We start from the raw sequence: 14,559 nt of genomic DNA, 5'->3' as shown, positions 1-14,559 counted from the left end.
AAACTCCTCAATGCCGAGCGGAGCGAGTGGAAAAAAGTACGAGCTGGCCGCAATGGAGTTCCATTTTGGTGTTCTTCCAAAGTGGAACGAAATGAAGGCAAGATCGTATCAAATGTCAAAGAAGGCGCCTTACACACGGGCGCCTTCCTTGATGGAACCAGGGTCAGTGCACCGGACGGATTTTTAGATGCGTTTCTGAAGCGCGAGGTGCGCCTGGGTCATCGAGGGCTTGAAGGCCGGACGCACTCTGGGCCTCACAGGTCGAGGCCGTCCGGGGGGCGATGGTTTGCGGCGCGAGCTCGATTCCCAGCTGGTCGAGGATGGCGCGCAGGGTCAGCTCAGGCTTCTCGACGTTGTATCGGCCCTGCAGATACAACGCCTGCAGCGCTGGCCGCCCGAGGACTTGGCGCACCAGTTGCAGATCGACTTCAAAGGTGCCATACGGGCTGCTGACGCGAACACGGTCAAGGGTGGCCGGAACCCAGGCACAACTGAAGCGAACTGCGGGTGTTTGTGTCATGCGAACCTCCAGAAACGGGCGGAGACGCGAACTGATGGGCTTTGCACAGCGTCAAAGGCGCATATCGACCGAAAGCCCGTCAGGCTTTCGGGAATCGCTGACTGTTTCGCCGTGGAGAAGTCGTGCGAGGGACCGTCAACAGTAATAAGAGGAAGATGTGTCTATCTTAAACGCTGGACAAATCGATGTCGTTGGGGGAGCATTGAGCTCCTGAACACATAATTCTCATAGTAAGCGAAAAATCTTCAGAACCGTTCATGTTGGTGTTCCAGACTCCGCTCAGACTGCTGACACAACCAGCGGCTGAGGTCGCGCATCAAGCACACTGTCGGGAATCTGGGAAAGAGCCGCTCGGAGCACACCCGCGTCGGCACCGGGCTGGCAGGCCTGCTCGCTCAGCGTCCGCTTCCAGGCACGGGCACCGCTCTGGCCCGCAAACAACCCTAAAATGTGACGGGTGATACGGGACAGGTAAACGTCGCGGGCCAATTGCACTTCGACATACGGCAGCAGCGCCTCGACCACTTCCCGGCGCGTGCGGGCCGGCGCGTCGTCACCGAACAGTACCGCGTCCGCCAGGGCCAGCATGTAGGGATTCTGGTATGCTTCACGACCGATCATCACCCCGTCTGCCCACTCCAGGTGCGCTTTGCTGTCCTCCAGCGACTTGATCCCGCCGTTGAGCACCACCGTCAGGTGCGGAAAGTCCACCTTCAACTGTCGCACGACCTCATAACGCAGCGGGGGGATCTCACGGTTTTCCTTGGGCGAGAGTCCGGACAGCCAGGCCTTGCGGGCATGTACGATGAACGTCTCACATCCCGCTCCGCTTACCGTCTGCACGAAGCGCGTCAGGTGCTCGTAACTGTCGAGGTCATCAATACCCAGGCGGTGCTTGACCGTCACCGGAACGCCCACCACCGCACGCATGGCCTCGACGCAGCGCGCAACCAGGTCCGGGTGGGCCATCAGGCAGGCTCCGAACATGCCCGACTGCACGCGGTCACTGGGGCAGCCGACGTTCAGATTGATTTCCGCGTAGCCCCAGTCCTGTGCGATGCGCGCGCACTCGGCGAGCGCCGCCGGGTCGCTGCCCCCCAGCTGCAGCGCGAGGGGATGCTCCTCGGGCGAGTAATCCAGGTGCCTTCCCTTGTCGCCGTGCAGGATGGCGCCGGTCGTGACCATTTCCGTGTACAACAGGGCCCGCCGCGTGATGAGGCGCAAGAAAAAGCGGTCATGACGGTCGGTCCAGTCCATCATGGGAGCGACCGACAGGGTGTGAGGCGGCAGGACAGGCATCAGGGCAGTCTAGCGACTTGGGAACTGCGCGACCATGCCGGAAGAACGATCATGACGACCGCTCTTCGCACTCCCCTTCCTGTGCCAAAGCAGTTGTCAGGGTGACCCGGGCATTCGAGCGGCGGGGTGCAGGGTGCAGTTCTGGCCGCTGATGCTCAGACGACCGGCACTTCTTCCCTACGAACCGGCTGCAACATCGTCGGTACGTCTGGAAAGCGGATGACCTGAAAAAAGCTGTTGCGCTGGGCGGGCGTGAACCCGGCGTCAAAAGCAATCCGTACCAGTTCACGCTCTGTGGCGCTGTGGCGGCCATGTCCTCCGGCGGCGCTCACGACGTTTTCTTCCAGCATGGTGCTGCCCAGGTCCGACGCGCCATAAAACAGGGCGGTCTGCGCGACCTTGAACCCCTGCGCGGGCCAGGACGCCTGAATGTTGGGCTGGTTGTCAAGGGCGATACGCGCCACGGCCAGCTGCTGCAGGTACTCGTACGCGCTCGCGCCGGGCGCCTTGCCCGCGAGGCGGGTGTGCGCAGTCTGCAGCGACCACATCGCAAAACCGGCAAAGCCGTTGCCGTGGCTGGCGAGCGCCTTGTCCTGCTGATCGCGAAGCTTGACGAGGTGCGCGGCGCGCTGGGCGTAGCTCTCCCCAAAACCGATCACCATCGTGCTGATGGTGTAGAGTCCTTTACGCTGCGCGATGTCGATGATGCGAAACCAGTCCGAGGTAGAGATACGGGCGGGGGCAGCCCTCGCGCGCACCTCATCTTCCAGGATCTCGCCGCCCGCGCCGGGCAGGCCGTCGAGCCCCGCCTCAATAAGTAGGTCGAGCACCTGAGAGGCGTCCAAAGCGAAGAACTTCTCGAAGCCCAGGATTTCCTCCGGGCTGAACGCTTCGATGCGGATACCGGGATGGTGGGTCTTGATGTGGCGCAGCAGGCCGGTGTAGTACTCCAGCGGCAGCTTGGGATTCACGCCCCCCTGCATCAGGATACGTGTGCCGCCCACCGCTTCAAGCTCGCGTATTTTGTGCGAGATCTGTCCGTAGTCGAGGGTGTAGGCGTCCTTCTGGCGGTCGGTGCGGTAAAAGGCGCAGAAGTTGCAGCCGACGTTGCAGATGTTGGTGTAGTTGATGTTGCGGTCGATGAGGTAGGTGACTACCTCGGGGTTGGCGCGCGTGAGGCGCAGACTGTGCGCCACGCTGGCCACGTCCGAGAGTGGCAGTTCGTACAGCGCGGCGATTTCATCCGCCAAAAGCCGCTCACCCCGTGCTGCCTTGTCCAGAAGGCTCATGCTGGGAGTCTAGCACCGCCCACGGCGGGCAATTATCCCGGTGATGATCTTCAGGAGGACGCTCTCAGGAAAAAGAAGGCAGGGTGATCACCAGCACGGTCGCTTCCCGCACGGGCGTCAGGGTTCGGGCCACACCTTCCGGTACGCGGCAGGTCTCCTGGGCGCGCAAATGCACGAAGTTGCCGTGCGGAAGGTCGATCAGCAGTTCCCCGCTGAGGCAGACGTACCAGCAGCCCTGGGCTTCATCGCTGCGTTTGCGCGTCAGGTGCAGGGTGCACAGGGCGCCGCCACTTTCGGGCAAATCAAGGGCCTCATCTGGAGTGGCCTGGGACAGCCGCGCGAGGTGCAGCGCCGGGGGGCGCGCGACGGTCACGCTACGCTCCGGCGCGGGCGGCCTGATTGAGCTTGCGCCCGATCTGCAGCAACATGCCCTTGGCCTTGTTGACTTCCAGGCCCAGCACCGGCGCGATCTCGTCCACCTTGTGGCCCTCGTCGCGCACGGCAATCACCAGGCGCCGCTCGGTTTCGCTCAGCACTCCGACGTGCCGTCTGAGGGCGTCCCAGGAAGGCGTGACTTTGGCAGGAGCCTTCTTGCCCTTCTTAATTTTGGCCGCCCCAGCAGCAGGTTTGCGTGCAGGCTTGGCCGTCTCGGCGGTACCGGTCTTTTTCGTGGTGGTCTTGGCCGCCTTGCCGCCCTTGGCCGCACTGGCCTTGCCGCCCCGGGCCGTCTTGCCTGCCTTCGATTTCGGTTCCTTGCCGCGCTCTTCGAGGATGCTGCGCGCTTCATCGGGCGTGAGGTTCTCGCCGCCCTCGTCCTTGCGCAGCGTGGCGTTTACGGTCCCGTCGGTCAGGTAAGGGCCGAAACGGCCGCTTTTGAGATCAATGGTCGTGCGGTCGGAAAATTCGAAGCGTTTCAGCGGCCCGCTTGCCGCGCCACGCCGTCCGAACACGCGTGGCTGCGCGAAGAGCTGCTCGGCCTGCTCGTGCGTGACGCTGAACAGTTCCTCATGGTTGTTCAGGCTGCGGCTGTCGCTGCCACGCTTCAGATACGGGCCGTAGCGGCCGTTGTGCGCCCAGACCTCCTCACCCTCCAGGGTGCCCACAAAGCGCGGCAAGGTCAGCAGCTCCAGCGCGCGCTCCAGTGACAGGGTGTTCAGGTCGTCTCCCGGCAGCAGTGACGAGGTCTTGACCGGCGTGTTGCCCTCGCCCAACTGCACGTAGGGACCAAAACGCCCGGCGCGCGCAATCACCGGCAGGCCGGTCTCGGGGTCGTTGCCCAGCGGACGCTCGCCGCTGGGCCGACCGAGCAGCTCCTCGGCTTTCTCGGCGGTGAGTTCGTCGGGGGTGAGCTCCTCGGGCAGGTTGGCGCGCGCCTCGCCTCGCGTCAGGTAGGGACCGTAACGCCCGACCCGCACCTCGATGCCACTGCCCGCCAGCTTGGGCACCTCGATGGTGGCGATTTCGCGGGGATCGATGGCCTCCAGGCGGGTTTCCACCAGGTTCTTGAGGCCCAGGCCCTCCTGCTCTCCCAGGTAGAAGCCACGCAGGTACGGCGCGCGCTTCTGGCGGCCTCCGGCGATGTCGTCGAGGTCTTCTTCCATGCGGGCGGTGAAGTCGTAGTCCACCAGGCGACCGAAGTGGTGCTCCAGCAGCGCCGAGGTCGCAAAGGCAGTCCAGGTCGGCACCAGTGCCTGTCCGCGCTTCACGGCGTACCCCCGGTCCTGGATGGTCCCCAGAATGCTGGCGTAGGTGCTGGGCCGCCCGATTCCCGCGCCTTCCAGCGCCTGCACGAGCGAGGCTTCGGTGAAGCGCGCGGGTGGCTGCGTGGCGTGCCCCAGTGGTTTCAGGTCACGCGCCGTGACGCCGTCTCCGCTCTTCAGGGCGGGCAACAGCACTTCGCGGTCTTCCAGGGCAGCCTCGGGGTCGTCACTGCCCTCGACGTAGGCGCGCAGGAAGCCGGGAAAGTCGATGGCCTTGCCCGACGCAGCGAAGACCGTGTCGCGTCCGTCCTGAGCGCGACCACCCAGGCGCACCTGCAGTCGCCGCCCACGCGCGTCGGCCATCTGAGAAGCGACGGTGCGCTTCCAGATCAGGTCGTACACGCGCCACTCGTCCCCGCTGATTTCGCCGCGCAGACTTTCGGGCGTGCGGAAGCTCGACCCCGCCGGGCGAATGGCTTCGTGGGCTTCCTGGGCGTTCTTGCTCTTTTTCTCGTAGGTGCGCGGCGTGGGGTGCAGGTACTGCTCCCCATACATGGCGCGCACCTGACTGCGCGCGGCGTCCATGGCTTCTTTCGACAGCGTGGTGCTGTCGGTGCGCATATAGGTAATGTAGCCGCCTTCGTACAGCTTCTGCGCGGCACGCATGGTGCGGCTGGCATTCATGCCCAGCTTGCGCCCCCCCTCCTGCTGCAGCGTCGAGGTGATGAAGGGCGCGTAGGGACGCTGCGTGAAGGGCTTCTCCTCGGCGGACAGCACCCGGAAAGGCTGACCGGCGAGCGATTCGGCCAGTTCACGGGCCTGTTGTTCGCTCAGCTGCCACACGTCGGCACTCTTTTTGAGCTGCCCGCTGGCCGGGTCGAAGTCCTTGCCCTGCGCGAGCTTCTTGCCGTCGAGCTCGATCAGGGTTGCGGGAAAGCCTTCTCCTTCGGCAACCTGAAAGCGGCCCTCGATGTCCCACCACGAGCCACTGACAAAGCGCATGCGCTCGCGCTCACGCTCGACCAGCATGCGGGTCGCCACGCTCTGCACCCGACCCGCGCTGAGCTTGGGTGCGACCTTCTTCCACAGCACCGGGCTGACCTCGTAACCGTACAGGCGGTCGAGCGCCCGGCGCGCTTCCTGAGCCTCCACGAGGTTCTCGTCGATGTTGCGCGGATGCTGAATGGCGCTGGCAATGGCTTCCTTGGTGATCTCGTGAAACACCATGCGCTTGACCGGCACCTTGGGCTTGAGTTCCTGCAGCAGGTGCCAGGCGATGCTTTCACCCTCGCGGTCGTCGTCGGTCGCCAGGACCACCAGGTCGGCGTCCTTGACCAGCGACTTGAGCTTGGCCACCTGGCTGCGTTTCTCGGGAGCCACGATATACAGCGGCCGGAAGTCCTCCTCGACGTTGATACCAAGCCGGGCCCAGGCTTCGCCTTTGTAGCGCTCGGGAATTTCGGAGGCGCTGCGCGGCAGATCGCGGATGTGCCCAATGGAAGACTCCACGACATAGCCTTTACCAAGGTATTTCCCGATGGTTTTGGCTTTCGCGGGCGATTCGACGATGACGAGGGTCTTTGGCATAAGTGGGTAAAGGGCGCAGTCTTTCCTTTGGGCGTGAGCGTAGCACAAAACCCGAATTCCGCAAGAAGCGTTGTTACGCTGGCACAACGATCAAGAAACGGTGATCTTCCCGGCGCCCCGCTGTTTCTCACCTTATGTCGCAGTCTTCGTTCACGGCTTTGGGGCACCATAGGGAGGTGAAACAAACCCGCTCGCGTGTGTTGACCGCGCTCGCCTCGGCCCTGCTGCTCACCGCACCTTTGGCCGCCGCGCAAAGCGCTCCTGCTGCTCCCGCCAACCGCACCTCCAGCACCCAGGCCCAGAACGCGGCGGCCAGAGTTCCGGCTGAGGTGTACCAAAAGAACCGCGCGGCCGCCTTTCGCATCGAGCAGCGTGATGACAATGGGGAACTCGATGGGATTGGCACCGGCTACTTCATCAACAAGGATGGTCTGGCGCTGACCGCCTATCACGTGGTCTTCGGGGCCAAGAATTTGCGTGCGCGCACCCTTTCCGGTGAGGTGCTGCCGGTCAAGGTCGTCGGTTACGATGACGGCAACGACATTGCCGTCGTGCAGGTCGAGGTCAAGAAAGACGTGCCCTTTTTGCCGCTGGCCGCCGAAGCGCCCAAGACCGGTGACGCTGCCCTCGCGATCGGCAACGGTGGCGGACGCTTCCTGCGGGCCGAATACGGCAACCTGCAGCGCCTGAGCGTCGAAGCCGGACGGGCCGACTTCCCCAGCGGCACCTTCGAACTCGATGCGCAACTGGTCCCGGGCGACTCGGGCGGACCGATCATCAACGCGAAGGGCGAGGCCATCGGCGTGGTGAGTTACATCCAGGTCGGGAGCGCGTCCGGGCAAGGTGCGCGGAGCAGCGCTCGTGGCATGCAGATCATCTCGTACGCCGTGCCCGTCTCACGGGAAAGCACCCTGGTCGCCGCACTGACCAAGGGCGAGAAACGCGACGCGCCAGTGATCGGTATCCGGGGCGGCACCGACCTGCGCGACGAAGCCTTCGTGCCCACCGGCCTGGGGCCCAAGCCCGGCGTGGTGTTTTTCGAAGTGACGCCCGGCAGCCCGGCCGCCAAGGCGGGACTGCGCCCCATCGAAACGCTGCAGCAGCCGCGCAGCCCCAACGACTATCCCAAGCTGCGTGGCGACGTGATTCTGGCCGTGGACGGCAAGAGCGTGCGTGACTTTACCGACCTGCTGACCCAGGTACGCGCCCGCAAGGTCGGGGACACCGTCACGCTGACCGTACAGCGCGGCGAGGAAACCGTGCAGCTGAAGATGACCCTGGAAGGGCGCGCCCAGGTCCAGATGAACCGCTGAAACGGTAAGGAGGGAGGCCGGGCAGTGCGCCCGGCCTCTTTTTAATTCACATAGGTCAGCCAGTGATCGTAGTTCGGGTCGCGGCCACTTACGATGTCGAGGTAGCGGCGCCGAATCTCCAGGGTGACTTCGCCGGCCTGACCCGTGCCGATCGGGCGGAAATCGATGCTGGAAATCGGCGACACCTCGGCTGCCGTGCCGGTCATGAAGACCTCGTCGGCAGTGTAGAGCTCGTCCCGGGTGGCCATGACGGCTTTGACCTCGTAGCCCAGATCCCGGGCGACGTGCACAATGCTGTCGCGCGTGATACCCACCAAGGTCACCGAGTGGGCGATGGCGTAAAGCACGCTGTTCTTGAGAAAGAAGAGGTTCTCGCCGCTGCCTTCGGCCACATACCCCTGCGCGTCGAGCAGAATCGCTTCGTCGAAACCGGCACTGACCGCGTCCGCCTTGGCGAGACTGGAATTGACGTAGTTGCCGCCTGCTTTCGCCTTGGTGGGCAGCACGTTGCCCGGCGAGCGAATCCAGGAAGAGGTCACCAGCTTCGCGCCGCTGCGCAGGGCTTCGTCGCCCAGGTAAGCGCCCCAGTGCCACGCGGCAACCATCATCTCGACCGGGCACGGCAGCGGATTGACCCCCAGGGAAGCGCCACCGCGAAAAACCAGCGGGCGGATATAGCACTCCTGATACCCGTTCTCGCGGATGACGGCCTTGATGGCCTCGTTGACCTCCTCTTCGGTGTACGGCACTGGCATGCGCAGGATGTGCGCACTTTCCATCAGACGCCGGGTATGCTCGGCCAGGCGGAAAATGGCCGGGCCACGTCCGGTGCGGTAGGCACGGATGCCTTCGAAGACGCTGGAGCCGTAGTGCAGCGCGTGTGACAGCACCGACACCCGGGCTTCCTCCTGCGCGACGAGCTGACCGTTGAGCCAGATTTTTCCGGCCTGAATGCCTTTGTCGCCGCTGGGGGCACTGGCGGGAATGGGCGTGCTGGATGGTTGGCTGTTCATGATTCCTCCTGAAGGGGTAGGGCAGTGAGGGCTGAATCAAGCGCAGTGTAAACCCAGGCTGTGCTGCCGGATGCACCGCAGGCAACCGAAAAGCTGTAGCGCCCGTCCTTGAGACAGCCTTCATGCTAAAGTGGCGCAATGCGTTCTCCAGGCCGCTTTCCCAAGGTGAGCCCGACACCGACGGTGCGCCGTGCCCCGGTCCGGCACTCGGGCGGAAGCGCTCCCGGCCTGCTGCCGCTGCTGGTCGTGACGGCACTCGGCAGCGTCCCGCTGGCTGCACACGCCGCCAGCGTCTCCAGCCCTGCGCCCACCTTGCTCGTGCTGGGAGCTGCTCAGTACAACGGTCACCCCTCACCGGCCTTTCAGCGTCGGCTTGATCACGCCAACCGGCTTTACCGCAGAGGCGGCGTGACACGTATCATCGTCTCCGGGGGTGTTGGCAAGGGCGACCGCTTCAGTGAAGGCGCGGTGGGTGTGAGTTACCTCGCCAAACTGGGCGTGCCCAAGGAACGGCTGCTGGCCGAAACGCGCAGCCGCTCGACCCTGGAAAACGTCACCTATTCCCAGACCTATATTTCAGGCCCGGTCACCCTCGTCACCGACGAAGTGCACGCGACGCGTGCGCTGGCCCTGGCGCGCGGGATCGGCTTGCAGGCCAGCGTATCGAGCGTGCCCCTGGCGAGTCGGGGCGAGGCCGCCGACCGCTACCGCAGCCGTGAGCGCATGCTGCTGGCCGCTTATACCCTGCTCGGCCTGACCGACCTGCAGCGCTGAGCCCGAATCAACGACCGGGCTCAGCGTTTCAGACGCCGCATCAGGGCACCAACCTCGTTCATCCTGAGCAGTACGGCCAGCGCGAGGTACGCTGCCAGCCCGCACGCACTCGCCACCGCGAAGCCCAGGACTCCCGGCACGAAGCGGCCCGGATCGGGCAGCATCAGCGTGACCGCCCACGCCACCAGACCCGCCACGGCGGCCAACGGAATCACGCGCAGCAGGTGCCTGCCCAGCTCGCGCAGCGGAAAACCCAGCTGGCGCTGATAGAGCGTGATCAGCGCCGCGCCCGTCAGCACGCCCATGATGGTGGTCGACACACCGAAACCGTACAGGCCCAGCCGGGGAGTGAGCAGCGAGTACAAGCCGACTTCCAGACAAAACGAGATCGCAGAAATGGTGACTGCCTCGCGGGTGCGCTCACGCGCATAAAAGGTCCGCAGCAGCACGGTGTTGATGGCCCAGGGCAGCAGCGCCAGCCCCCAACCGGCCAGAATCTCACTGCCCGCCACAAAGCGGGTCGGCGAAAATCCGCTTCGCAGGTTGAACACACTCAACGCGTAAGGCGCGAGTACCACCAGCAACGCACCAATGGGTGCGGCCAGGAAGGTCACGGTGCGCAGCAGGCTGAGGGTCAGGCGTCGAAAGGCGTCCCAATCGCCCTCAGCCCGCAATTGCGCGAAACGGGGGAACAGCGCCAGCGCGGGCGACACCACGAAAAGCCCGTTGGCCATGGTAAACATCGCTTCCGCGTTCATATAGCCGGCAGCCGTCCCGGCGGGAAACAAGGCGGCGTTGGACAGAAAGCGGGTCACGAAGACGTTCAGGAACTGGCGCGCCGACGTGGTCAATGCAAACGGCGCCATCTGTATCAGTACACGCAGCAGTGCCGGATTGACGCGCAGGCGCGGCGTGGGAAGCAGGCCAAAGCGGCGCAGTGCGGGCAGCTGAACCAGGAACTGCGCCAGCCCGCCGACCGTCCAACCGATACCAAGCCAGGTGGCCGTTTTGGGCAGCAGCAGCAACATGGTGATCGAGGCAATGTTGAAGGCGATCGGTGCGAAGCTTGATTCACGAAAGTGCTCATCGGCGTTCAGCAGCCCCATCGCGATGCTCGACAGGCTGATCAGCAGCAGAAAGGGCATCACCAGCCGGGTGATGTAGATGGCCAGCTCCGCGTCGATGTTCGAGTTGCTCGCCAGCAGCACCCCCTGCACGATCCAGGGCGCCGCGAAAATGCCCAGCGCGACCACCAGCAAATTGATGGCGATCAGCACGCCGGTGAACGTCCGGGCGAGCTGCCGGCGTTCTCCTGCATCGAGGCTCTTGTATACCGGAATGAAGGAGTTGACGAGCGCCCCTTCCGCCAGCAGCTCACGAAAGAGGTTGGGAACCCGCGATGCCGCACTGAAGGCATCGACAAGCCGGTCGTCGAAGAGGTTGATGATCTGCTGGCGCACCACGCCCGAGAGCCGCGAGCCGAGGGTTCCGGCCATCACGATCAGGGTGTTGCGCAGGGCGCTGCGAGAAAGCGCGGCCGTCTTTTCGGTGGGTGCGTTCATAAGGCAGGGGCGATCACCCGGCAAGGCGGGCGCACAGCGCTACTGTAGCGCGAAGACTTGGTTGTCCGGTTCCGGCACTTCGCAGCAGGTGGCTCACGACTCAACTCGGATCGTCGCTGCACCCTTTCGTGTCGTCTGAGGCCTTCTTGCCAAGCCCCTGGGCGCGTGCTAAATTCTGGCTTGCCGCTTGGCCTGGGTGCTTTCACCTGGAGCTCTTGTTTCGCGCCCGGTCAACGACCTCGCGCCGAAGCCGGAGCAGATGGAGAGGTGCCAGAGCGGTTGAATGGGACGGTCTCGAAAACCGTTGTAGGGGCAACTCTACCGTGGGTTCGAATCCCACCCTCTCCGCCAAAAACGACCGGACCAGTAAAACTGGTCCGGTCGTTTTTACGGCCGGTAACCCGGCGGGAGACATGGCAGGTTCTGTCTGGGCGAAACTTCACCAAAGTTACGGCGTTTCGGCACTGAAGCGAGTAAGGTGGAGGAACTACTTCCCCGTCCGCCCTTCGTTACAAGCTTCATCAGGAACGCAAAGCTTCTTTGCGGGAGGAACGACCATCGAGAAAGTCCACGGAAATACCAGCGGCCTGAAGAGCGGCCAACTGAAACAACTCTCCAACCTGTACCGCCGCCGCCTGGCGCCCGGCACGCTTACCTCACCGGAACTGGCGCGCAACCTCAGCGAGCTCTCGCACGAGTTGCGCCGCGAGGTGAGCGTACTGATCGACCGCCGTGGGCGTGTCCTCTCGGTCAGCGTGGCCGACGCCAAAGGTACCGAACTTCCGCCCGTGCGCGTGGGCGAAACGCGCCTGGCGGGCTTTCACCTGCTGCACACCCACCCCAAGGGCGGCGCGCTCAGCAAGGGTGACCTGTCGACCCTCTTCCTCAATCGGCTCGACGCGGTGGCAGCCATCGAGGTGCGCCCAGACGGTCTGCCCGGCAACGTGCACTTCGCGCACCTGACCCCGCCCGGAACCACGGGAGAGGAAGAAGACTGGCGCGTGTACCCGCCCCAGAGCGCCTACACCGTCGAGGACTTCGATCTGGGCGCGCAGGTTTCGGCGCTCGAGGAAGAAATTGCGCGCTCGCGACGTCTGCGTGAAGCCCGAAAAGACCGTGAACGCGCCTTGCTGGTGCAGATCGATTCGGGCGCTTTCGACGCCGAGGAGCGGCTGGAGGAGCTGACGGAACTGGCCCACACCGCCGGGGCCGAAGTGGTCTACAAGGAACTGGTGTTCCGGCGACACCTCAAACCTGGAACGCTGGTGGGGGCGGGCAAGCTCGAGGAGCTCACCTCACGTGCCTACCACCTCGATGCGGACCTGCTGGTCTTCGGGCAGGAACTCTCCCCTGCCCAGGCACGCGAAATCGAGGAAGCGACCGGGCTGAAAGTGCTCGACCGTACCCAGCTGATTCTGGACATCTTCGCCCTGCACGCACAGGGTGTGGAATCGCGCCTGCAAGTCGAACTGGCGCAACTGCGCTACATGAAGCCGCGCCTGCTCGGTCAGGGCACGCGCCTGTCACGCATCGGCGCTTCAGGCGGCAGCGCGGCGGGCGGCGCCATCGGGACACGCGGACCGGGCGAAACCAAGCTGGAGATGGATCGCCGGCGCATCAACGACCGCATTGCCTTTCTGGAAAAGCAACTCACCGAAGTGGCCGTGCGGCGCGAAGAGCGTCGCAAGAGCCGCGCACGCAACGACGTGCCGGTCATCTCGATCGTCGGGTACACCAACGCGGGTAAGAGCACGCTGCTCAACGCTTTCACTCACGCCGCCGAGGAACCACGCAAGGTACTGGCCGAAAACAAGCTCTTCGCCACGCTGCGTCCCACCTCACGTCAGGGATTCATTGATGGTGTCGGTCCGGTGGTATTCACGGACACCGTGGGCTTCATCCGTGATCTACCCACCGATTTGCAACGCGCTTTCCGCTCCACCCTCGAGGAAATCGGCGACGCCGACGTCCTGCTGCACGTCGTGGACGTCGCCACTCCCGGTGCGGACACCCGACACGGCGCAGTCGAGCGTATCCTGCGCGATCTGGGCATTCAGGAACTCCCCAGCGTGGTTGCACTGAACAAGGCGGACGCGGCCGACCGGGAAGTGATCGAGCGTGAACGAGACCGGCTGGGCGGCGTGGCTGTCAGTGCCGCTCAAAATACCGGTCTTGACGACCTCAAGGTGGCCCTTCACGAGGCGTTGCGTCCGTATGTGGAAGTCCCGGCGCTCAACCTGCCCGGCCTGCCCGCCGACTGAACCCCGTTTCTGCACGGAGAGACGGCGATGGCTCGCCGTCTCTTTTCCGTTTGACTTGTCCGGCTCCAGAAACCATTTCGCTGCAGGCCGCGTACCCATTTCCGGAGCCAAGCAGACCCAGCCGACGAGCGGCGACGCTTTCCATCGGCTGCGAGGCTGAAGGTTTCGCCAAGCGGACTGTCACCGCGTCCACAGCGGACGCACAAATCATAAAAGGGAGCTCATGCTCCACCAAGGAGGCTTGCGGTGTTCGACAACATTCTGGATTCGCTGAAACGTGGTGCCCAACGCGCCCGCTCACGTGGTGAAGAGGTCGCTCAGACCACCCGCCTCCGCTTCGAGGTGTACCAGCTCAACCGGGACCTCGACGCCCTCTATGGCCGCCTGGGGCGCGCCTACCACTCCGGAGCCGAAGTGGCCATCCTGCAGCCAATGCGAGATGAGATCGCGCGAATCGACGAGGAAATCGCGGCGCGCGAACGGTTGATCACCGAACTGAGCGAAGGCGAGAAAGCGTCAGGTACGGCTCCAGACAGGACAGCCGACTCCACCGACGTGCCCCATGAAGCCGGCACAACGGTCGTCACACCCATGGGACACCGGGTCGAACCAACCTCGCACAGCGCACCTTCCACCACGTCATTCGGTCAAGGTGGGATCATCGGTGGCACGCCGGAGATCGGCAGGCCAGTTCAACCCGCCCCAGCCAGCGCAGGCCCCACTGTAACCGGTACCGTGCCGACCCCGCCCGCCTCGACGATGGCCACGCCCGGCGTTCCCAGCGCCGCGAGCGTGTACCACACGAAACGACAAGAGGAGAACCCCATGGCGCACGACGACCAGACCACCAACGATCACGGCCTGACCAACGAACAGGAACGCAATCCTCTCATCACTTCCTCGAACGAGCGCAGTGCCCTCAAGGACAAAACCAACGAGGATTACCAGCAGCGAATCGATCAGGGACAGCAGGTCTCGCCGGGCACCAAAACCGACGCGGATCTGCACGGTTCCGACGCGCCCATTCCACGCATCGGTACCCAGGCCGGCAATGCACAGGGCATACTTCGCGCGCCCGTGACACCCAACGTCGACGACACCGAGGTGCTGCACGACAAGGCCATGCTGCGCGAGGAGCACATCGAAGCCGAACGGGCCAGCCGCGATCCAAGTCCGCTCGAAGACTGATACGACTTCCGATTAATTGGGCACGGGCGTACCCGTTCAATCGGAGTTGAGCG

General features: G+C 64.2%; 11 protein-coding genes and 1 tRNA gene. 5 read left to right on the top strand and 7 right to left on the bottom strand.

What is annotated here, in order from left to right; translation table 11 throughout:
* Positions 1-163: 163 nt before the first annotated feature.
* From DEIPE_RS16065 to topA, 5 genes are all read right to left on the bottom strand, one after another.
* Positions 164-520 (bottom strand): hypothetical protein, encoded by a 357-nt coding sequence (locus tag DEIPE_RS16065; RefSeq protein WP_015237025.1) that lies wholly within the window; start codon positions 518-520, stop codon positions 164-166.
* A 279-nt stretch (positions 521-799) separates the two neighbouring features.
* The gene (gene dusA, locus DEIPE_RS16060; protein ID WP_015237024.1) at positions 800-1,819 is read right to left on the bottom strand and encodes a tRNA dihydrouridine(20/20a) synthase DusA; all 1,020 of its coding nucleotides are present in this window, start codon (positions 1,817-1,819) and stop codon (positions 800-802) included.
* A gap of 155 nt (positions 1,820-1,974) precedes the next feature.
* On the bottom strand, positions 1,975-3,108 hold the full coding sequence (locus tag DEIPE_RS16055) for a CofH family radical SAM protein (RefSeq protein ID WP_015237023.1): 1,134 nt from the start codon (positions 3,106-3,108) through the stop codon (positions 1,975-1,977).
* Between the two features lie 64 nt (positions 3,109-3,172).
* Positions 3,173-3,481 (bottom strand): cupin domain-containing protein, encoded by a 309-nt coding sequence (locus DEIPE_RS16050; protein WP_015237022.1) that lies wholly within the window; start codon positions 3,479-3,481, stop codon positions 3,173-3,175.
* Position 3,482: 1 nt separating this feature from the next.
* On the bottom strand, positions 3,483-6,395 hold the full coding sequence (topA, locus tag DEIPE_RS16045) for a type I DNA topoisomerase (protein WP_015237021.1): 2,913 nt from the start codon (positions 6,393-6,395) through the stop codon (positions 3,483-3,485).
* Positions 6,396-6,571: 176 nt separating this feature from the next.
* On the opposite strand from topA, the gene DEIPE_RS16040 reads away from it, so the two are divergent.
* Complete coding sequence (locus tag DEIPE_RS16040; RefSeq protein ID WP_041230945.1) at positions 6,572-7,708, top strand: S1C family serine protease; 1,137 nt, start codon at positions 6,572-6,574, stop codon at positions 7,706-7,708.
* A gap of 41 nt (positions 7,709-7,749) precedes the next feature.
* Here DEIPE_RS16040 and DEIPE_RS16035 read toward each other — a convergent pair whose 3' ends face one another.
* Positions 7,750-8,721 carry a branched-chain amino acid transaminase gene (locus tag DEIPE_RS16035; protein WP_015237019.1) on the bottom strand — a complete coding sequence of 324 codons (972 nt, stop codon included), beginning with the start codon at positions 8,719-8,721 and terminating at the stop codon, positions 7,750-7,752.
* A gap of 138 nt (positions 8,722-8,859) precedes the next feature.
* Here DEIPE_RS16035 and DEIPE_RS16030 point away from each other — a divergent pair, with 138 nt between their 5' ends.
* Positions 8,860-9,495: a YdcF family protein gene (locus tag DEIPE_RS16030; RefSeq protein ID WP_015237018.1), complete on the top strand. Its 636-nt coding sequence runs from the start codon at positions 8,860-8,862 to the stop codon at positions 9,493-9,495.
* Positions 9,496-9,515: 20 nt separating this feature from the next.
* On the opposite strand, the gene murJ is transcribed toward DEIPE_RS16030, so the two are convergent.
* Positions 9,516-11,057, bottom strand: coding sequence for a murein biosynthesis integral membrane protein MurJ (gene murJ / locus DEIPE_RS16025; RefSeq protein WP_015237017.1), 1,542 nt, complete (start codon positions 11,055-11,057; stop codon positions 9,516-9,518).
* Between the two features lie 261 nt (positions 11,058-11,318).
* Here murJ and DEIPE_RS16020 point away from each other — a divergent pair.
* The 3 genes from DEIPE_RS16020 (at position 11,319) to DEIPE_RS22465 (ending at position 14,506) form a co-directional block, all read left to right on the top strand.
* Positions 11,319-11,408 (top strand) — tRNA-Ser (locus tag DEIPE_RS16020).
* A 62-nt stretch (positions 11,409-11,470) separates the two neighbouring features.
* The gene (gene hflX / locus DEIPE_RS16015) at positions 11,471-13,318 is read left to right on the top strand and encodes a GTPase HflX (protein ID WP_015237016.1); all 1,848 of its coding nucleotides are present in this window, start codon (positions 11,471-11,473) and stop codon (positions 13,316-13,318) included.
* A 246-nt stretch (positions 13,319-13,564) separates the two neighbouring features.
* Positions 13,565-14,506: a hypothetical protein gene (locus DEIPE_RS22465; RefSeq protein ID WP_015237015.1), complete on the top strand. Its 942-nt coding sequence runs from the start codon at positions 13,565-13,567 to the stop codon at positions 14,504-14,506.
* Positions 14,507-14,559: the final 53 nt, after the last annotated feature.

The sequence above is a fragment of the Deinococcus peraridilitoris DSM 19664 genome (genome assembly GCF_000317835.1).
Taxonomy (GTDB): Bacteria; Deinococcota; Deinococci; order Deinococcales; family Deinococcaceae; genus Deinococcus_A; species Deinococcus_A peraridilitoris.
The sequence above is the reverse complement of the archived record's forward strand: the minus strand, read 5'-3'. Positions and strand labels throughout refer to the sequence as shown.

Coding starts and splice junctions, on each gene's coding strand:
- DEIPE_RS16030 (WP_015237018.1), top strand. CDS start 8,860: ATGCGTTCTCCAGGCCGCTTTCCCAAGGTGAGCCCGACACCGACGGTG.
- murJ (WP_015237017.1), bottom strand. CDS start 11,057: ATGAACGCACCCACCGAAAAGACGGCCGCGCTTTCTCGCAGCGCCCTG.
- DEIPE_RS16065 (WP_015237025.1), bottom strand. CDS start 520: ATGACACAAACACCCGCAGTTCGCTTCAGTTGTGCCTGGGTTCCGGCC.
- dusA (WP_015237024.1), bottom strand. CDS start 1,819: ATGCCTGTCCTGCCGCCTCACACCCTGTCGGTCGCTCCCATGATGGAC.
- DEIPE_RS16035 (WP_015237019.1), bottom strand. CDS start 8,721: ATGAACAGCCAACCATCCAGCACGCCCATTCCCGCCAGTGCCCCCAGC.
- topA (WP_015237021.1), bottom strand. CDS start 6,395: ATGCCAAAGACCCTCGTCATCGTCGAATCGCCCGCGAAAGCCAAAACC.
- DEIPE_RS16055 (WP_015237023.1), bottom strand. CDS start 3,108: ATGAGCCTTCTGGACAAGGCAGCACGGGGTGAGCGGCTTTTGGCGGAT.
- hflX (WP_015237016.1), top strand. CDS start 11,471: ATGGCAGGTTCTGTCTGGGCGAAACTTCACCAAAGTTACGGCGTTTCG.